18 protein-coding genes are annotated in these 18,620 nt (G+C 37.3%); 2 read left to right on the top strand and 16 right to left on the bottom strand.

All coding sequences use genetic code 11. The features are described 5' to 3' along the window. Positions 1 to 176: 176 nt before the first annotated feature. The gene (locus V5290_RS08795) at positions 177 to 1,628 is read right to left on the bottom strand and encodes a sigma-54 dependent transcriptional regulator (protein ID WP_333384204.1); all 1,452 of its coding nucleotides are present in this window, start codon (positions 1,626 to 1,628) and stop codon (positions 177 to 179) included. 374 nt (positions 1,629 to 2,002) lie between these two features. On the opposite strand from V5290_RS08795, the gene fliS reads away from it, so the two are divergent. Next, a complete protein-coding gene (gene fliS / locus V5290_RS08790; RefSeq protein WP_333384202.1) occupies positions 2,003 to 2,398 on the top strand; it encodes a flagellar export chaperone FliS in 396 nt (131 codons plus the stop codon). 17 nt (positions 2,399 to 2,415) lie between these two features. Beyond that, entirely contained in the window at positions 2,416 to 2,715 is a 300-nt protein-coding gene (locus V5290_RS08785) for a hypothetical protein (protein WP_333384199.1), read from the top strand. A gap of 124 nt (positions 2,716 to 2,839) precedes the next feature. Here the strand turns inward: V5290_RS08785 and fliD are convergent, their stop codons facing one another. From fliD to V5290_RS08710, 15 genes are all read right to left on the bottom strand, one after another. Further along, positions 2,840 to 4,900, bottom strand: coding sequence for a flagellar filament capping protein FliD (gene fliD / locus V5290_RS08780; RefSeq protein ID WP_333384196.1), 2,061 nt, complete (start codon positions 4,898 to 4,900; stop codon positions 2,840 to 2,842). A 218-nt stretch (positions 4,901 to 5,118) separates the two neighbouring features. Further along, on the bottom strand, positions 5,119 to 5,499 hold the full coding sequence (locus V5290_RS08775; RefSeq protein ID WP_333384193.1) for a flagellar protein FlaG: 381 nt from the start codon (positions 5,497 to 5,499) through the stop codon (positions 5,119 to 5,121). A gap of 92 nt (positions 5,500 to 5,591) precedes the next feature. Next, positions 5,592 to 7,259 (bottom strand): flagellin, encoded by a 1,668-nt coding sequence (locus tag V5290_RS08770; protein ID WP_333384190.1) that lies wholly within the window; start codon positions 7,257 to 7,259, stop codon positions 5,592 to 5,594. A gap of 310 nt (positions 7,260 to 7,569) precedes the next feature. Further along, positions 7,570 to 8,256 carry a MaoC family dehydratase gene (locus V5290_RS08765; protein WP_333384187.1) on the bottom strand — a complete coding sequence of 229 codons (687 nt, stop codon included), beginning with the start codon at positions 8,254 to 8,256 and terminating at the stop codon, positions 7,570 to 7,572. Positions 8,257 to 8,285: 29 nt separating this feature from the next. Next, positions 8,286 to 8,990 (bottom strand): orotidine-5'-phosphate decarboxylase, encoded by a 705-nt coding sequence (gene pyrF, locus V5290_RS08760; RefSeq protein WP_333384184.1) that lies wholly within the window; start codon positions 8,988 to 8,990, stop codon positions 8,286 to 8,288. A gap of 48 nt (positions 8,991 to 9,038) precedes the next feature. Further along, a complete protein-coding gene (lapB, locus tag V5290_RS08755) occupies positions 9,039 to 10,211 on the bottom strand; it encodes a lipopolysaccharide assembly protein LapB (protein ID WP_333384181.1) in 1,173 nt (390 codons plus the stop codon). Between the two features lie 6 nt (positions 10,212 to 10,217). Continuing rightward, positions 10,218 to 10,505 carry a LapA family protein gene (locus V5290_RS08750; RefSeq protein ID WP_333384178.1) on the bottom strand — a complete coding sequence of 96 codons (288 nt, stop codon included), beginning with the start codon at positions 10,503 to 10,505 and terminating at the stop codon, positions 10,218 to 10,220. A gap of 193 nt (positions 10,506 to 10,698) precedes the next feature. Next, positions 10,699 to 10,986 carry an integration host factor subunit beta gene (gene ihfB / locus V5290_RS08745; RefSeq protein WP_113817974.1) on the bottom strand — a complete coding sequence of 96 codons (288 nt, stop codon included), beginning with the start codon at positions 10,984 to 10,986 and terminating at the stop codon, positions 10,699 to 10,701. Between the two features lie 83 nt (positions 10,987 to 11,069). After that, the gene (rpsA, locus tag V5290_RS08740) at positions 11,070 to 12,740 is read right to left on the bottom strand and encodes a 30S ribosomal protein S1 (RefSeq protein WP_113817975.1); all 1,671 of its coding nucleotides are present in this window, start codon (positions 12,738 to 12,740) and stop codon (positions 11,070 to 11,072) included. A gap of 103 nt (positions 12,741 to 12,843) precedes the next feature. Further along, complete coding sequence (cmk, locus tag V5290_RS08735) at positions 12,844 to 13,530, bottom strand: (d)CMP kinase (protein WP_333384173.1); 687 nt, start codon at positions 13,528 to 13,530, stop codon at positions 12,844 to 12,846. 59 nt (positions 13,531 to 13,589) lie between these two features. Continuing rightward, a complete protein-coding gene (locus V5290_RS08730) occupies positions 13,590 to 14,366 on the bottom strand; it encodes a VacJ family lipoprotein (protein WP_333384170.1) in 777 nt (258 codons plus the stop codon). A 19-nt stretch (positions 14,367 to 14,385) separates the two neighbouring features. After that, complete coding sequence (gene ccmI / locus V5290_RS08725; RefSeq protein WP_333384168.1) at positions 14,386 to 15,630, bottom strand: c-type cytochrome biogenesis protein CcmI; 1,245 nt, start codon at positions 15,628 to 15,630, stop codon at positions 14,386 to 14,388. Continuing rightward, on the bottom strand, positions 15,627 to 16,118 hold the full coding sequence (locus tag V5290_RS08720; protein WP_333384166.1) for a cytochrome c-type biogenesis protein: 492 nt from the start codon (positions 16,116 to 16,118) through the stop codon (positions 15,627 to 15,629). Before V5290_RS08720 ends, ccmI begins: the two co-directional genes overlap by 4 nt. After that, the gene (locus V5290_RS08715; RefSeq protein WP_333384163.1) at positions 16,115 to 16,657 is read right to left on the bottom strand and encodes a DsbE family thiol:disulfide interchange protein; all 543 of its coding nucleotides are present in this window, start codon (positions 16,655 to 16,657) and stop codon (positions 16,115 to 16,117) included. Before V5290_RS08715 ends, V5290_RS08720 begins: the two co-directional genes overlap by 4 nt. Further along, a complete protein-coding gene (locus tag V5290_RS08710; RefSeq protein WP_333384160.1) occupies positions 16,650 to 18,617 on the bottom strand; it encodes a heme lyase CcmF/NrfE family subunit in 1,968 nt (655 codons plus the stop codon). The genes V5290_RS08715 and V5290_RS08710 overlap by 8 nt, the downstream gene beginning before the upstream one ends. Positions 18,618 to 18,620 lie beyond the last annotated feature (3 nt).

Below are 18,620 nucleotides of genomic sequence, written 5' to 3'. Positions count from 1 at the left end.
ACCTAATAAATAAGTATAGATACCTCTACTAAGCAGTTATTATGCCAACCAAAAAATTCTATTAAATTACAAATAGATAAATATAATTAGCCATAAAAATGACAGTCTCAAAAACAAAAAACCGTACTAGAAAGTACGGTTTTTTTAAAGCACTTAGACAAGCTTAAAAAATAAGACTACATCTCTTTATTTAAACCATATTTTTTTATTTTTTCAACCAATGTAGTGCGACGCATCGATAATAGCTCTGCGGCATGCGACACGACTCCATCTTGGGAGTCGATGGCTTGTCGAATCATTTCTATCTCAAACTCCACCAGCTTATCTTTTAAATTCATTCCTTCAGCTGGTAAATGCCCCAAGAACCCCAACGATTCTTCCTCAGCCTCACTCTCGTCAGATAAAATAGGTGCACCACCAAACATGCCAGATAAGGCATCACGCTCCATTAACTCTTCTTGCTCGATGCTATATTGTACTTGCTCTAACACCTCACCTTGGTTATCTGAATAACGGTACTTAACTGGTAACTCTGTAATATCGATAATCTTATTACTATGTAAAATTAAGAGACGTTCTAACAAATTAGATAATTCACGCACGTTGCCAGGCCAGCTATGTTGCATTAAGGAGTCTAATGCACGCTGAGTAAAACGCAGTGTCGCCTTATGTTCTCCCTCTAAACGAGATAAAAGTTCCTGTAGTAATAGAGGAATGTCTTCTTGACGATCACGGAGTGCAGGTTTTTCGATAGGAAATACATTTAAACGATAAAAAAGATCTTCACGGAAAGTCCCTTCGATGATCATCTCTTCTAGATTACGATGCGTTGCAGCTACCACTCGTACATCAGCTTGTATGGATTTAGTACCACCAACACGCTCAAAGGTTCTTTCTTGTAATACACGTAACAATTTTACTTGCATCGGCATTGGCATATCACCAATTTCATCTAAAAATAAAGTACCACCTTCAGCAAGTTCAAAGCGTCCTTTACGAGCAGAAAAAGCACCTGTAAAAGCGCCTTTCTCATGTCCAAATAATTCACTTTCTAATAGCTCGGCAGGTATTGCCCCACAGTTAACAGGAACAAATGGGCCTTTTTTACGTTTAGATACTTCATGGATTGCTCTAGCAACTACCTCTTTTCCTGTCCCTGACTCTCCTAACACTAGTACATTCGCATTGCTTTCTGCTACTTGTTCTACTAGATAACGAATCTCTTGAATACGACGTCCTTTACCTACTAAAGAAGTAATTAGATACTTATTGGCTTTACTTAGTTGATGGTTAGGGTTCAAGAAGTTTTGACAGTAATGCAATAACTGCGTTAATTCAGAATAAACAATAGGTATACTGAGTACACCGATATGGTTACTTTCAAGATCAGTAACATCACCAGAAAAACTAATAAAAGGAATTTTAGGAAACTGTAATAAGGCAGCAGCAAGGTGGCTCGCTTGATCCCCATATATAATTGCTAACGCAGGACTATCAGCTAACTGATCTTCTAGATCTTCAATACTAACAATTTGATAAGTTTCCCCAACAAATTGTAAAACGGTTTCTAATATTGCTGTTTGTTCCGTTGTGGTATCGACTAAATAAATTGAAGCTCGTTGCTGCATAATTAATATCCGTAAAAATTAAACTACCTCTTAGTGTAGAGTAATTTTTGATTATTGCATTTAAAATCGTCAAAAAGATGACAATGACCGTAAAATGACACTCTAAATAATTTTATTGGCGAATAATGTACAAAAGCAAATAATTTAATCATACTCATTAAAATAATAGGCCTGATTTTTGCTTAAAGTACTAATATAAACTTCAATAAGTCATAAAAATGGCTTTAGAAATATGTATAAAAGATATATTTAGGCGTCAAAGGTACAAACATCTCTTCAATAAAACACCAGCAAAGGTGCATTATTGAATAGCGTAAGTAGTAAACTCCCATAAAAATATCTTAGATTAACTGTTTTTTAGCAAGGAAAGTAATATGCGTCGTTCGCTTCAACAATATAAAAACTCGAGTATGAATAACATTGAGCAAGCAGATCCTCATACTTTAGTCTCTTTAATTATGCAGCATATACAAGGAAATTTAGCTGGAGCAAAAGGGGCAATAGAGCGTAAAGAAATTGAAAATAGAAACACTATGCTAACACGTGTCATTGGTCTTATTGGAGAGTTACAAAATAGTTTAGATATGGAAAAAGGTGGTGAAATATCGACTAATCTCTATGATCTATATGCTTATATGATGCGCCGAGTTAACCTAGCAAATCGTCAAAATGATGCAGAACCATTAACGGAAGTACTTAAGCTAATTACTGAAATAAAATCTGGTTGGGATGGAATTCCGCTAGATATACGTCAACAATACAACCGTTAATCACTCAGTAGGCTATCATGACCAATGTACAAGCAAGTATCGACAGGTTACTGGAATCTGAAAAATATCTTCATAAATTATTAGATGAGCAGCAATATGAGCAATTCTTGCAACAACAAGAAACTTTTGGAAAACAACTAAAAGCTTGTATAGGTAGTTATACGGAGGAGCAATTACTCGCAGTAATAGCTCCTCTTAAACGACTACAAGAAAGCCTAGACACACTGCAACAAAGGGCTGAAGTGATCAGTATAGAACTTAAAGAAAAATCATTAGTATTACAGCGCAATAAGAAAAAAATTAAAGCTTATAAATAAAATTGCCTACTCATTGATTGAACTATATACACCCACTATGCAATAGATATTCTTTCCTGTAGACAATTTAATTGAAGTGGTTAATAGACTTTAACCTCAATGACTATTTAATGACTTATTACCCTTATTTATCTTTGGTATAACCTGGCAGAGCATCTAACGCTGATTTTAAATAATCTTTCATTGAATTAAGATTAGACACTGCACTATCCATGGCATTAAATTGCGAATATAAACGTTCTTCCAGATTATCCATTCTAAAGGTTAAACTCTCTTTTTCTTCTTGTAACGAACCAATCTGTTTGTACAAAGAGTCAAATTTAGTATCGATGGTAGATCCGCTGACCCCAATATCACCATCCGATGAACTTACGTTAGAATCGATAATGCCATCGAGCATACTATTAAGCATTGAGCTGATCCCTTGAGAGTAGGATATTTTACCTCTTTCCCCTAACTCTCCTCCAGTTACTTCAGCTTTTAAACCTTTTGAGTTCCCTTCTGTCGACTCTAAAAATTGACCTCGACCTGAAGCAGGTTTTCCATCAATTACCCCTTCAACATTTTCGCCTACTGATCCCCCCGCAACTGTTAGGCCTAATTGTGAAGAGAAGAAGCCAGGATCCTCGATCTCAGTTATCGCGACTGTAGACATTGAACCATATGCGTTGGAAACAATAGAAATCATACCTGCATTTTCTAGAATGCTTACATTTAAATCGTTCTCAACAAAGTTAGGATCTGAGTTTATTTTGGATTGTAGCTCTGTAGTAAACTCCTCAATGGTGTCATAAGTTTTTGAAGCTAATTCAATATCACCAGATAGGTAACCATCAAGACGCATTTTAAAACTATCATTATCGGAATCGATACTGAAAGGAACTGAAATAGTAGATGAAGCAGTTAACTCGCCTTTACTTGCTAATTTTGTTACAGCAATATCATAAGACCCAGGTACCGTAGAACGGCCTTTACTCTCGTAATCAATATAGTTATCTGTTGCACCACCTGAAGCGGTAAAGAAGTCTGCAACACTTTGCATATCAGTGTTCATGATCTTATTTAATTTTTCAGCATCCAACGCTAAAGTACCATCACGATTAGTTAACATACCTAAATCTGCAAAACTACGCACACTACCCTCGAGATGTGAGATATTAGTATTTAAAATATCACGCATTTGACCTTTAATGTTTCGTACTGTTGAATCGCCACTCAAAATACCATTACTTCTAACATCTGCACCATAGTTGCTTAACGCATTCATCTGCTTAACAGTGCCATTATAATTTTCAACAAAAGCGTAAATCTGCTCTTCTACTGTGCTCATATCAGGAACAATAGTAAGCGATACTTTGGTATTGGGTTCAGTTTCACCAGCAATGTTCAGTGTTACCCCTTCAATCACATTTTTAATATTATTACTTGGGCGGCTAATCTCGATGCCGTCCATGACCATTATTGCATTTTGAGCAACAGCCGTTTGCTGCATATTTTTAGTATCACTTGTAAAGGTAAAAGCCGATAATCCAACCCCATCGTTATTAATGCCATCATCATCTTCAACAGTTAACTGCATAGCATTCTCTTCACCTGTTTCCTTGTTAGTTAACACTAAACGGTAATTATTGCCGTCATTAATTAATGACGCAGAAACACTGTAATCACCTTCATTGATTGTATCGCGCATTTTATCTAAAGAATTATTTTCAGCGTCAATAGTTAAGGTTTCAACAGGCTTATTAGGGTTAATCGAAAATGTACCATCGTCATTATATGTACCATAGCTCAAACTGATGGTACCTGTTCCTACCTGTGAAGTTGCTTCGGAATAAGATTTATCAGGAGAAGAAGCAATGGTTTGTGCTTTCGCTTGTTGCTTAACTTCAAAGCTCCAACTGCCTGTTTCAGCACCTAACCCTAGGGTTGTAGTTAAAATCGATTCATCACTGCTGCTAGCACTAGTCGCAGAAAAAGTTGAAGAACGAGATAAGTCAGCAAAAGAGTCTTGAAAGTCTGATAACGCACTGTTGATGGTACCAAAAGCAGAAATCTTTTCGGTGGCTTCTGTAGTGTCAGCTAATATGGAAGCTGCAGCGGGATCTTTTTCTGCTGCAACAATGGCAGTAACGATGTTATTAATATCAAGTCCAGACCCTAAGCCTGTCGATGTAATCGATGTCATTGTTGTTCCTTATTACTCTGTTTTATTACTGTATATCTATATATAAGTAAGCAAAAAGTAAGCCATAATAGTATTTACAAGACTTAAACGAACTTAATATTAGTTAGGTTAAGAGATATATTATGTTGTCTGCCATTTATTAAGTATTTGATAACTATTACAGCGAGAAACGCTGAAACTCTATCACGCTTATTAACGGTTTTCGTTCAGGCAACTCTTCATACTTTGGTGTCAAATAAAATACCTGCCACATCATCCATCTTTTTACGTAACACAACCAACTCTTCAGATGGAATTTGTCGAATGACTTCATCACTATCAGAGTCTTTAACTGTAATAACACTTTTACCTAATTCATCATCTACGGAAAATGATAAATTACGCTTCATATCATGTAAGAAATCATTCATCTCTTGCACTGTCTGAGTTATTTCTTCTTTACTTAGTGCAGTTACAGCTTCAGCATCCGGTGTAAATTCTTTTTCACCTCTAATATTTTCAGTGAGGCTATTCATTACCTGACTAACTGAGGTCATAGGTTTATCTATGTTGGATGTTTGATATCCAGCCGGTGGAATCACGTTATTGAGCTCTGACATAATCAACCTCTTTTATCGTATCTATTAAGCAACAAAGCCCCCTATAAAATAGGAGGCTATTAAATCAATTACTTAGTAGCCATCCTAATGGATTAACCAAGTAATGATAATACACTTTGAGCAGATGAGTTAGCTTGTGAAAGCATAGATGTACCTGCTTGTTGTAATATCTGTGCTTTACTCATATTAGATGTTTCTGAAGCAAAGTCAGCATCTTGGATACGAGAATTAGATGCAGATAAGTTTTGAGAAACATTTTCTAAGTTAGAGATAGTAGAATCTAAACGGTTTTGAATCGCACCTAATCCAGCTCGTGAAGAACTGATTTTAGATAATGCATCATCAACTTTAGTAATAGTATTTGAAGCACTATTCATCGTTGATACGTTTGTACCTAGACTATCAATTACCTTACCACCCATTTCGCTCTGCATACCTAAAGTTGTTAATGCGGCAGTACGACCTGCTTGAGTAGAAGCACTAGATGTTACTTCAATACCAACACCATCTTCAGCAGAGAATTGGTAACCTGCTGCAGCTGTACCAGAAATTGTTACACCAGTTTGATCTGAGTAAGAGTTAACATGTGCAATTACATCAGCATCTGTAGCAAGCGTTGCAGGACCGATATCAACACCATTGATTTGTAATTTATCAGCTTCTGTAATATTCGCTGTAGTTGCAACACCACCAGTGATAGCATCAGCACCATTTGCTACTGTAAAACCAGCATTCGCAGTTGCTGTACCTGTTACAGAAATAGCTTTGTCATCAGCGCTATCTAATGCAACATAGCCAGTGTAAGTACCATCAGTTACACCTGTCGACGCACCTTGACCACCACCAACGATGATGTCTTCACCTGTGTCGTTAGTCATGATTAATTCACCGTTATCGCCTAAAGAAGCAGTAACACCTGAAACATCACGGTTGATTGTTTCAACTAAGCTGTCCATTGAAGATGTCGCACCTAGCTCTACTGCTGAGTTAGTACCGACTTGGATAGTCATACCATTAGTAACACCTGTTACTGTTGTACTTTCATCACTACCTTGAATAACATTGTATGCACTAGCTGTTACACCAGTTTCTGCTGTTTTAAGGTTGATTGCTTTTGCAATATCTGTTGCTGAACCACTTTCAGATGCTGGGATATCAACACCATTCACTAGCATTTCACCAGCAGTACCTGTTGTTGCTCCACTTACACGACCACCATTTAATTCGCCTTTATTCAGGTCTCCGTTTAAACCAAGATCGTTAGTTGATACAGAGTCGATAGAAAAACTTAAAGTTTGACCTTCATTTGCACCAATTTGTAATGTTGCAGATCCCATTGACCCATCTAAAATTTTCTTACCATTGAATTCAGTAGTATTAGCAATACGGTCAAGTTCATCATGTAATTGATCAACTTCTTCTTGAATTGCCTGACGGTTAGATGAAGAGTTTGTATCGTTGGCAGATTGTACTGATAGTTCACGCATACGTTGTAGGATGTTAGTCATTTCATCCATCGCGCCCTCAGCAGTTTGTGCCATTGAGATACCGTCATTCGAGTTACGAACGGCTTGAGTTAAACCTTTAATTTGAGAATTCATTCCCGTTGAAATTGCTAAGCCAGCAGCGTCATCTTTTGCGCTGTTAATACGCAAGCCAGAAGATAAACGTTCCATTGCTTGGTTTGATGCTGCTTGCGTTTTGCCTAATTGACGTTGTGCATTAAGCGACATTACATTTGTGTTTACTACTGATGCCATGATGAGCTCCTTGGTTTATATCTTTCTTAAATTCATAATAATGAAATTAGTTGTAATAATTTGTCATAGTGTTTTATCGACCGCTTAAAAAATAACTTTAATGTTTTTAGCCATTATTTTTAATTACTTTGTATTAACGGTTCCTTGTTAAAGCAGTCAATGTTCAGACTTAATGACTATATCGACCATAGGAAAAAGATCTTTAGCCCTTTTCTAAAATTAATTAATATTTTTTATTCATAAAAAAAGGCGTTGAATCAGAAGATTCAACGCCTTATCAAGAAGCATTTTTTAAATATAAAAAATTGAATTAAAAGTAAACTCTTACAACCGACACTGCAACACAACCAGGACGGCGCGTACCGTGGATCTCCACAGAGATCTCTTTTTCAATTTCAAGCCCACGTTTAATAGGAGAGACTTTAATGAGACGGCTATGTGCTCTAATTACTGAACCTGTTTTAACAGGATAAGGAAAGCGTACTTTATTTAACCCATAGTTAACTGTCATTTTAGCATTCGCATAACTAGAACGTTCTGGATTAACACTATCAGTTAAATAAGGTAGTAATGATAATGTTAAGAATCCATGAGCAATAGTTGTTTTAAAAGGAGATTCTTTCTGAGCACGCTCAACGTCGTTATGAAGCCACTGATGATCGCCGGTCACATTAGCAAATTGATCAACTCTATCTTGCGTTATCGTTAACCATTCACCAACATGAACCTCTTCACCAATTTTAGCTTGTAAGCATAAAAATAGTTCTCGAGCTTCTGAGGAGACTTGTATAGGTTGTTGTGCAACTTTTACAGAACGCCCATTCTCTAAAACCGAATATTCTTTAATCCAAGCTAAAAGGTGAGCTCTTTTATAATGTGTTGTTTTTAAAAACAACGCATAATAATCGCGAATTGCCGGTGACATCCATTGCTTAAAATCAAAGGCAATCTTTTGCATGAAATCTGTTTTATATTTATTAATATCGATCTTTTTCATAAAAACGAAGGTTCCATAACGATCTTTAATTAGCTTAAAGAGTCGTTAATATTATGTAGTACAGCAACAGGATCTTCAGCTTGTGTAATAGGACGACCAATTACTAAATAATCGGAACCACTATCAATTGCTTGCTTAGGCGTTTTGATACGGCGTTGATCGCCCGCATCACTTCCAGCAGGTCGAATACCTGGTGTTACTAGTTTAAAGTCCTTACCTAATAAGGCTTTCAATTCTTCAGCTTCATGCGAAGAACAAACTACCCCATCTAATCCAGAAGATTTCGTAAGTAAAGCGAGACGTTTGACCTGCTCAGCTGGTGTCAGGTTAATACCTAACTCAGTTAAGTCACTTTGATCCATACTTGTTAATACTGTTACAGCAATTAATAACGGGGCTTTATCACCATAAGGTTCTAAAATGGCTTTCGCTGCTTCCATCATTCTACGGCCACCACTAGCATGTACATTGACCATCCATACACCTAAATCCGCAGCAGCTTTTACAGCTTTAGCAACGGTATTAGGAATATCGTGAAATTTTAGATCAAGAAAGACATCAAAACCTTTGGAGACTAATAATTGTACAAACTCAGGGCCAAAATGGGTAAACATCTCTTTACCAATTTTTAAACGGCAGGTTGTTGGATCTAGTTGCTCGATAAAAGTAAGTGCTTGCACTTTATTATCATAATCTAAAGCAATAACAACTTTTGGATCGACTAATTCACTCATCTCTTTTCCTATCTACGAGGGTTAACTAATTTTTTGTTACTAACATATTTACTCACCATCCAAGCCTCTTATTGGTTTAATTCTTCCCCAGCTTTTGCAGGATGGGCATTGCCAAAATAGTTTTTTAGTGGAGTACCCACATTTTTGACAGCGATATTGAGGCCTAAAGGTAATCTGTTCGCTCACTAATTTATGCAAAAATAGCAGGCTATCTTTTTCATTATCAGATTGCGCTAGACTTAAATGATAAGTCATTAAGTGATTAAAGCCTTTCATTGTTGGATTTCGGCGTAACTCTTGCAGCATGAAGACTTGTGCTTTTTCAATGCTTTGAAACTCTGCAATTAACTTAGCCAACAAAATAACCGCACTTGCACCAGCACCCAGATGAATAATACGTTTTAAATACAACATAAGATCTTGCTCAGTGTGAGCCTGTTTATGCAGGGTGTATAATTTTTCTAAAATAACTTCTGTAAAGTCTATATCTAGCTCAGGAACTTCCTCTAATATTTCTAAGGCTTTATCTAATTGTTGGTTTTGTTCATAATAATCAGCCATTGCCAAACAAGCTCGGATACATTTAGGGAAGGTTGAGAGTGCTTTTTGATATAGCTTTACCGCCTGCTTTTGCTGTTCAGGCTGCTTCATTTGATCTGCTAAACTACAATATAAATAAGATAAGGTTCTTGGTTTAGCTTGTGATTTACCTATTTTATCCATTTGCTCAATACAATTAATAGCTTCTTGCCAATCTTTTAATTGTTGATAAATAAGTAATAGGTTTTCAAGTGCGACTTGTCTGTATTCTGGAGATTCTTTTAATTGAATAAAAGTTTCTTCACTTCGATCAAATAAGCCTGATTGATAAAAATCTTTACCTAGTTGTAACATCGCTAAATCGCGCTGTTCTATAGTCAACGAAGGTCTAGCAATCAGGTTTTGATGAATTCGGATTGCACGATCTACCTCGCCATTTTGACGAAATAAATTGCCTAAAGCGAGGTGTGTTTCAATAGTTTCATCATCAACATCAAGCAAAGCAATAAAATGGTCAACCGCTTTATCCGGTTGTTCATTTAACAGAAAGTTTAATCCCTGTACATATTCTCTACTTAACTGATTACCTTTTTTTTGTTTCTTTTGATAAACGCTACGCACACCCATGTACCAACCATAAAAGGCGGCGACAGGAAGTAGGAGGAAGAATAATTCTTGCACTAAGAATTATTCTTTTTCGATACGATCACGTAAGTCATTTAACTCTCGACGCTGTTTTATATTCAATTTATTCAACTGACGACATTTCATTTTCAAAGCAAGATGAAAATAACTACCAAGACATAGTGCAATTATAAAACCAAAAGAAAATATAATCGCTAATAAGGTTGATAGGCGTAAATCATTTTGCGCAATAAGATAATTAAATGTAACCGATTGTTGATTTTGTAAACCTAATACAATCACGATAATAAAAAATATCACTGTGATTAATATAGCTAGAAATCTTTTCATACTGATACCCACACAAGAACAAGAAGTACTGAGTGTATTATAAATCCATCAGGGAATAAATCATTGATATGCTTCGTTTATGATTATCGACTCAGATAGTGATCAAATTAATACAGTTGAATGAAAAGAATCAAAAAAAGCAGATATAAATAGGCAGGTAAAAAAATGGTGTCTTTCGACACCATTTGAATATTTAGGTATTTAACGCATTAACACGTTCTCTCAACGCTTTACCCGGCTTAAAGTGAGGAACATACTTTCCACCTAATTCAACCTTATCACCTGTTTTAGGATTACGGCCGATACGTGGAGCACGGTAATGTAAAGAAAAACTACCAAAACCTCTCACTTCAATTCTTTCGCCAGAAGCGAGAGAATTAGTCATTAGCGTTAATGTTTCTCTTACACTATCTTCAACTTCTTTAACCGACAATTGAAAGTGTTTGCTGGTTAGTCTTTCGATTAGATCAGACTTAGTCATAACTTACCTCGTATTATGTGAATACAAATTAAAACAGACTCCAGGTTAATGCTTTAAACGTGGCTGTTACCAGCCACATTTAATTATTTACCTTTAGCAGCGTTAAACGCGTCTAGCATTGCATTACCCATGCTTGCTTCGTCTTGTTGCTTCAAGCTATCGATAGCATCTTTCTCATCTGCTTCATCTTTCGCTTTGATAGATAGGCTGATTACGCGGTTTTTACGATCAACACCTACGTATTTAGCTTCAACAGACTCACCAGCTTTTAATACTGTAGATGCATCTTCGATACGGTCACGTGAGATATCTGCAACACGGATGTAACCTTCAACGCCTTCAGTAAGAGTAACAGTAGCACCCTTAGCATCAACTTCAGAGATAGTACCAGTAACGATAGCACCTTTCTTGAATTCTGCTAGGTAGTTATTGAATGGGTCAGCAGCGATTTGCTTGATACCTAGAGAGATACGTTCACGCTCTGGGTCAACTTGTAATACAACAGCTTCGATTTCGTCGCCTTTTTTGTAGTCAAGTACAGCTTTTTCGCCTTCAACTTCCCAGCTAATGTCAGAAAGGTGAACTAGACCGTCGATGTTACCGTCAAGACCGATGAAGATACCGAAGTCAGTGATAGATTTAATCTTACCAGAAACTTTTTGACCTTTATCGTGTGTTGAAGAGAACTCTTCCCACGGGTTAGCTTTACATTGCTTAAGACCTAGAGAAATACGACGACGTTCTTCATCGATGTCTAGAACCATAACTTCAGCCATATCACCTAAGTTAACAACTTTAGATGGGTGGATGTTTTTGTTAGTCCAATCCATTTCAGAAACGTGAACAAGACCTTCTACGCCTTCTTCAATTTCAACGAAACAACCGTAATCAGTTAAGTTTGTAACTTTACCAGTTAGACGAGTTGATTCTGGGTAACGCTTAGCGATTGCAACCCATGGATCTTCACCTAATTGCTTAAGACCTAGAGATACACGAGTACGCTCACGGTCAAACTTAAGGATTTTAACGTTGATTTCTTCACCAACAGTTACGATTTCACTTGGGTGCTTAACGCGTTTCCAAGCCATATCTGTGATATGTAATAGGCCGTCTACACCACCTAAGTCTACGAAAGCACCGTAGTCAGTTAGGTTCTTAACGATACCTTTAACTTCTTGACCTTCTTGTAGGTTCTCAAGAAGTTCATCACGTTCAACACTGTTTTCAGTTTCGATAACAGCACGACGAGATACAACAACGTTGTTGCGTTTTTGGTCTAGCTTGATCACTTTGAATTCAATATCTTTGTTTTCAAGGTGAGCAGTGTCACGTACTGGACGTACGTCAACTAATGAACCAGGTAGGAAAGCACGGATACCGTTTAATTCAACAGTGAAACCACCTTTAACTTTACCGTTAATAACACCGATAACTGTTTCTTGGTCTTCGTACGCTTTCTCTAATTGGATCCAAGCTTCGTGACGTTTAGCTTTTTCGCGAGAAAGTTTAGTTTCACCGAAACCGTCTTCTACAGCGTCTAACGCTACATCACAAACATCGCCAACTTCAACTTCAACTTCGCCAGCAGCGTTCTTGAACTCTTCAACTGGGATAGCAGCTTCAGATTTAAGACCTGCATCAACGAATACTAAGTTGTTGCTAATACGTACGATTGTACCTTTAACAATTGTACCTGGGCGAGTTTCTACTTGTTGAAGAGATTCTTCAAATAGTTCAGCAAAAGATTCCATCATCTATTTATTCACACTTATTTTATACAACCACATACAGTCCATTCGTATGGGAGGCAAGAAAGATTACCACTTCATCCATGAAGCAGTTTTAGTACGCAACTGATTATTCAGTTGCAATTTTTAATTTCAGCGCCGTCAAGTTGAGTATTTGCTCAACCACTTCATCGATAGTTAATGAGGTAGAATCAATCACAAATGCGTCATCAGCAGGTCGTAATGGAGCAACAGCTCGATTACGGTCACGATAATCACGCTCTTTAATTTCGCTTAAAATTTGCGCGATGCTAACATTAAACCCCTTATCTTGCAACTGATTAAAACGGCGCTTAGCGCGTTCTTCAGCGCTCGCATCTAGGAATATTTTCACCGAGGCGTCTGGAAATACCACGGTTCCCATGTCTCTGCCATCAGCAATTAACCCAGGCGCTTGTAAAAAAGCTTGTTGGCGGGCAAGTAGTGCTGCACGTACTTGTTCAATTGAAGCGACTTCAGAGGCAGCTTGTCCTACCACTTCAGTACGTAATTTATCGCCAATATTCTCACCACTTAATAAAGTATCTACGCCACTACCATTAGAAACAAAAGAAACATCAAGTGTTAATGCTAATGAAGCTAAGGCCGCTGAATCGTTTAATGGGAGTTGTTTTTTTAATGCAGCAAATGCCAATATGCGATATAACGCGCCACTATCTAACAAGTGCCATTTTAGTTTTTTAGCTAAAATATGGCACACTGTACCTTTACCTGAGCCACTTGGGCCATCAATAGTGATTAAATTGGAAACTGACATTGTGCGTTCAACCTTGTAATTAACTAATGTATTTATTAACTATTTTATTTTGCGATTATTTAATCTATTTCATCTAAGAAGTCACTTAGATCTGCTTGATCTTGTACTTGCTGTTGATCTGATTGTTGTTTGAGTTTAAAAAACTCATTACTGTCTTTGTGTAGCCCATTAATGCGAGACTGAATATAAGCTTCTTTTACAAAAGTATAAGAATCAAGAGATTGTTCTATTAAAGCTTCTTGACCTAATACGCTTGAACGCGCATCAAGCCCATCAAAAGCCCAAATGGTAGCCGTTTGCCACCAGGTAAAATATGTTGTTGGAAAGTATAAGTTATCTACTATGCTACCCACCAAAATACGCGCACTACTTGGTCCGGTTACAGGCACCATGAGATACGGCCCTTGCGGTACAGACCAATTGCCCAATACATTACTAAAACTTTCTCTTCGACGCTCTACGCCACCGTACTTAGCAACATCAAATAATCCAAATACACCAAATGTAGAATTAAATGCAAAACGGAAAAACGCATCCGTGGCGTGTTGGAACTCGAGTTGCAATAGATTATTTACAATCGTTGAAGGTTCTTCTAAATTTTGCACAGCATTATTAATTGCTTCACGTCCTGCTTTAGGGACCCAATCAACATAACTTTCTGTGACAGGCCTATAGATGTAATCATCTAATACATAGTAGTTAAAGTCCCAAACTAAACGGTTAACTGGCTCAATAGGGTCACTCATATAAGTTTCTTTATTACCCTGAACAGATTGAGCGAAAACAGTACCGTTTACCATTAACAGAAATATTGGCAATAAATTTCGTATAAACATATAGATATATCCATATAAATTAAGATTGTTGATTGATAATAATATTCACAGGTGTCGTATCACCTGATTTTATAATATGACTTTGCCCAAACCACTGACCATTCTGCGTATTTGCAGTGCCATCAGCTGAGATACGAGCTTTAATGATAAATTGTTCATAGTTGCTTAGTTTACTGCCTTCCACCATTGCATTGGCATCAGACAAAAAAACTTGCATTGGAAAAGTATCAATAGTTAATTTAACAGCAGCAATAGGCATAGGTGAGCCATCAACAGCCTGTGCGTAAACAAAAATACTGCTACCAGGCTCGTATGATACCTGTTTTGCTAGCGTAATACTGATCTCATATTGTTTTAAATTAACAGTCGTATTATCTTTTTCTTTTTGCTCGGCCAATTGCTGTTGCGCATAAGCGATACTATTATTTAAAACACGCACTTGTTCGCCATTACTGTCGCTCAGCAAAGGCAAAACTGTTTGCCAGCGTTTAATCGCTGCTTCATAATTTTCTTGCTGTAAGGCTAACAGGCCATACATAGACCAAGCTTGATAGTTTTCAGGATACTGCTTTAAAAGATTTTTAAGTTGTAATTCAGCAGTTGCCTTTTCATATTCGTCACCTATTTTCATTTTTAATTCAATCGATTCAAATGCAATTTCAATATTTTCAGGCTGTGCAGCTACCGCTTTGTCAATTGCCTCAATTGCTAGTGTCGGGTCATTAAATATACTGCCTAAACGACTATATAAAGCCCACCCTTTTGCATCATCAGGTTGTTCGACTAGATGAGAACGCAAGCCAACCATAAGATCCTGTAGATCTTGCTGATCGGGTTCCACAACACTATCTCTGAATAGTTTCTGATAAACCGCTGGATAACGTTCTAAAGTACTTTGCCATTCACTGACTTGTTTGAATGCCCCAACAGACCAATACAAACTAACACTGGTAATGATTAGAAACACAATACCTGGCAACCAAATTAACTTATTAGTGTTCGTTTTCAATTGATGATTATCATCAATATCATCGAGTAAATTGTACTGTAATTCAGCAACTATACTTTGTTTATCGGTTACCACACCTTGTTCGAGATCCTCTTCAACTTCTTGCAGACGGATATCGTACAACTCATGATTTAATTGGTTACGGCGCTGTTGGCTAGCTTCCTCTGTTTTTCGATGACGAATAAAAGGGACTAAAACCAACGTAGAAAAAAACAACAGTAATAAAATAATAGTAATGACGAGAGATGAAATCATTGTTCCCGCTCCTTATTGTGTTGTTTTAATAAAGAGGCAAGCTTCTGCTTTTCATCTGGAGCTAACGAAGCACTTTTAACCCTCTGACTCTTTACTTGTTTAACTAAAACTATTAAGCCACCAATAACAAATAACAAAGGTCCTAACCATAAAAAAATGGTTGCTGGTGTCAACGGAGGATCATAGCGAACAAAATTCCCAAAACGTGCCACCATATAATCGACAATCTGCTCTTTGCTTTGTCCTTGCTTCACTAATTGATAAGCTTTATTACGAAGATCTTTTGCTAATTCTGCATTAGAGTCCGCAATATTTTGATTTTGACATTTAGGACAGCGCAATAATTTAGTCAACTCATGAAATGTCTGCTCTTGCTGTGCGTTATCAAACTCAAAAGTATCGATAGCCGCTTGCACTGGTTGGTTTATTAAAACAGCTAAGGATATTAATAGCCCAAGATAAGAGGCCATACGACGAGCAACAATCATTGCATTCCCTCGTAAATAGCAAATAACTTATCATTCCAGACTTGTTCATTAAGGTCTCCAACATGGCGGTAGCGAATAACTCCCTGACTATCAATTAAGAAAGTTTCAGGAGCACCATACACACCTAGATCTAATCCTAATAAACCACTTTCATCAAACAAACTGATTTGATAGGGATTATGTAACTCACTCAACCAACGAATCGCTTTTTTACGGTTGTCTTTGTAGTTCATGCCAACAATATATATATCTTGATTTGCTAATTTATTTAAATAGGTATGCTCGGCATAACAAGTTGGACACCATGTAGCCCAGACATTAAGTAGCATTTTCTGGCCTTTGAAAATATCAGCGTTATATTGTTTAGTTTCATCGAAGATATCCTGCAATGTAAATTTAGGCACCTCTTGGCCAATTAACGCTGACTCTAGTTTACTAGGATCACTACCTTTCAATAGCGGAGTCGCCAAAAAAATAGCACCGATAATGAAAGCAATGAAAGGTACTAACAACATCAATATTCGGCGTTTTTTAAACATCTTTCTCTCCAAGTTTATCGACAGGATTTTTTTTAGTGCGGTAGCGTTTATCACAGATCATAATAAAGCCAGCAAAAGCCATAATTAACGGACCTAACCAAATCCAACGAATAAAAGGTTTATAATAAATACGCACAGCCCAAGCACCGTCTGGTAATTGCTCCCCCATCGCAATATAAAGATCCCGAGTAAAACCAGCATCAATGGCAGCTTCTGTCATAGGCATACGTTGTACTGTGTAAATGCGTTTTTCTGCGTTCATCACAGCTATTTTTTGTTGATCATGGAACACTGAAAAAGTCCCAACAGTACCTACATAATTTTGCCCATTGAGTGCATTAATTTGATCAAAATGAAAATCATAGCGTTCAAAAGTAATATCCTCCCCAACGGCTAGTTTAACATCTTTTTCAATAGAGTAATTTTGCGTCATGGTGATACCAACGATCATCACTGCTAACCCTAAATGTCCTAAACTCATTGCCCAGTGGCTATTACCTAGCTTAGTGATACCGTTAATAAAGGAATGCCGGTGAGTTGATCGTAAATAGATCTCATAGACCACACTCACTATTATCCAGAACCCTAAAAATGAGCCTAACACCGCTAACCAAGTTAACGCAGGCGCAAAAATAAACAGAAAAGCAAGACTGACAAACAGGCTTAATACAAGAATGATTAATACTGGTTTGACTAATTCACCTAGTTTTTGACGCTTCCAACGAAACAACGACCCAATGCCAAGAAATAATGCAAACGGTACAACAAGAATGGTAAACATGCGATTAAAGAAAGGTTCACCAATAGAAATACTACCTAAACCAATTTCTTTATGTACTAAAGGTAATAACGTCCCTAATAACACAACTATTAAGGCTGCGATTAGAAAGATATTATTTAGCAAAAGTAAACTTTCACGTGATGCCAACTCATATCGGCCACGGCTTTTCACCTTAGCAGCTTGTACTGCATATAGAAGTAATGCGCCGCCAATCACTAAAATCAGAAAACTAAGAATAAATAAACCACGAGTTGGATCGCTGGCAAATGCATGTACAGATACGAGAACACCTGAACGCACCAGGAAAGTCCCTAGTAGGCTTAATGAGAATGCACTCAATGCCAATAATACGGTCCATGACTTAAACACACCTCGCTTTTCACTAACGGCTAAAGAGTGAATTAATGCAGTGCCTGCTAACCAAGGCATAAAAGATGCATTTTCAACGGGGTCCCAAAACCACCAGCCACCCCAACCCAATTCGTAATATGCCCACCAACTCCCTAAAGCAATACCAATGGTTAAGAACATCCAAGCCGCCATGGTCCACGGTCGAGACCATTTTGCCCATGCACTATCCAAACGCCCTTCTAGTAAAGCAGCAACAGCAAAAGCAAAAGCAACTGAGAACCCCACATAGCCCATATACAACATAGGCGGATGAATCACTAAGCCAAAATCCTGCAATAAAGGATTTAAATCGCGACCATCAATCGGGAAATACGGTAACGTTCGCTCAAAGGGATTAGAAGTGAGAATAACAAAAAGATAAAAACCAAAAGCCAAAAGCCCCAACACTGCGAGTACACGAGCCATCGATTCAACAGGTAAGTTTTTACTCATTAATGCAACGGCAATACTCCAAGTTGCTAACAGGAAGACCCAAAGTAATAACGAACCTTCATGAGCTCCCCACACAGCAGATAACCGATAATACCAAGGCAAAGCAGAATTAGAATTAGTCGCAATATAACTCACGCTAAAATCATTAATAAAAAACAGGTAAGCTAGAGTCACGAAAGAAATAGCTACTGCAACAAACTGTAAAACAGTAAACATTTTCGCACTTCTGATAGCACCTTGATGGCCAGTTCGTACACCATATAATGGATAAACCATCTGTAAAAACGATAATACACATGCCAATATTAAAGAAAATTGGCCTATTTCAGGAAGCATCAA

Origin of the sequence: Psychromonas arctica, from assembly GCF_036697365.1 — a bacterium.
GTDB classification, from domain to species: Bacteria; Pseudomonadota; Gammaproteobacteria; order Enterobacterales; family Psychromonadaceae; genus Psychromonas; species Psychromonas arctica_A.
The sequence above is the reverse complement of the archived record's forward strand: the minus strand, read 5'-3'. Positions and strand labels throughout refer to the sequence as shown.

Bases quoted from the DNA above. Each gene is read 5' to 3' on its own strand.
- fliS (WP_333384202.1), top strand. From the start codon at position 2,003: ATGCGTCGTTCGCTTCAACAATATAAAAACTCGAGTATGAATAACATT.
- ihfB (WP_113817974.1), bottom strand. From the start codon at position 10,986: ATGACTAAGTCTGATCTAATCGAAAGACTAACCAGCAAACACTTTCAA.
- V5290_RS08785 (WP_333384199.1), top strand. From the start codon at position 2,416: ATGACCAATGTACAAGCAAGTATCGACAGGTTACTGGAATCTGAAAAA.
- V5290_RS08795 (WP_333384204.1), bottom strand. From the start codon at position 1,628: ATGCAGCAACGAGCTTCAATTTATTTAGTCGATACCACAACGGAACAA.
- V5290_RS08765 (WP_333384187.1), bottom strand. From the start codon at position 8,256: ATGAAAAAGATCGATATTAATAAATATAAAACAGATTTCATGCAAAAG.
- V5290_RS08775 (WP_333384193.1), bottom strand. From the start codon at position 5,499: ATGTCAGAGCTCAATAACGTGATTCCACCGGCTGGATATCAAACATCC.
- ccmI (WP_333384168.1), bottom strand. From the start codon at position 15,630: ATGATTTCATCTCTCGTCATTACTATTATTTTATTACTGTTGTTTTTT.
- V5290_RS08750 (WP_333384178.1), bottom strand. From the start codon at position 10,505: ATGAAAAGATTTCTAGCTATATTAATCACAGTGATATTTTTTATTATC.
- rpsA (WP_113817975.1), bottom strand. From the start codon at position 12,740: ATGATGGAATCTTTTGCTGAACTATTTGAAGAATCTCTTCAACAAGTA.
- pyrF (WP_333384184.1), bottom strand. From the start codon at position 8,990: ATGAGTGAATTAGTCGATCCAAAAGTTGTTATTGCTTTAGATTATGAT.
- V5290_RS08770 (WP_333384190.1), bottom strand. From the start codon at position 7,259: ATGGCATCAGTAGTAAACACAAATGTAATGTCGCTTAATGCACAACGT.
- V5290_RS08710 (WP_333384160.1), bottom strand. From the start codon at position 18,617: ATGCTTCCTGAAATAGGCCAATTTTCTTTAATATTGGCATGTGTATTA.
- fliD (WP_333384196.1), bottom strand. From the start codon at position 4,900: ATGACATCGATTACATCGACAGGCTTAGGGTCTGGACTTGATATTAAT.
- cmk (WP_333384173.1), bottom strand. From the start codon at position 13,530: ATGTCAGTTTCCAATTTAATCACTATTGATGGCCCAAGTGGCTCAGGT.
- V5290_RS08720 (WP_333384166.1), bottom strand. From the start codon at position 16,118: ATGATTGTTGCTCGTCGTATGGCCTCTTATCTTGGGCTATTAATATCC.
- V5290_RS08715 (WP_333384163.1), bottom strand. From the start codon at position 16,657: ATGTTTAAAAAACGCCGAATATTGATGTTGTTAGTACCTTTCATTGCT.
- V5290_RS08730 (WP_333384170.1), bottom strand. From the start codon at position 14,366: ATGTTTATACGAAATTTATTGCCAATATTTCTGTTAATGGTAAACGGT.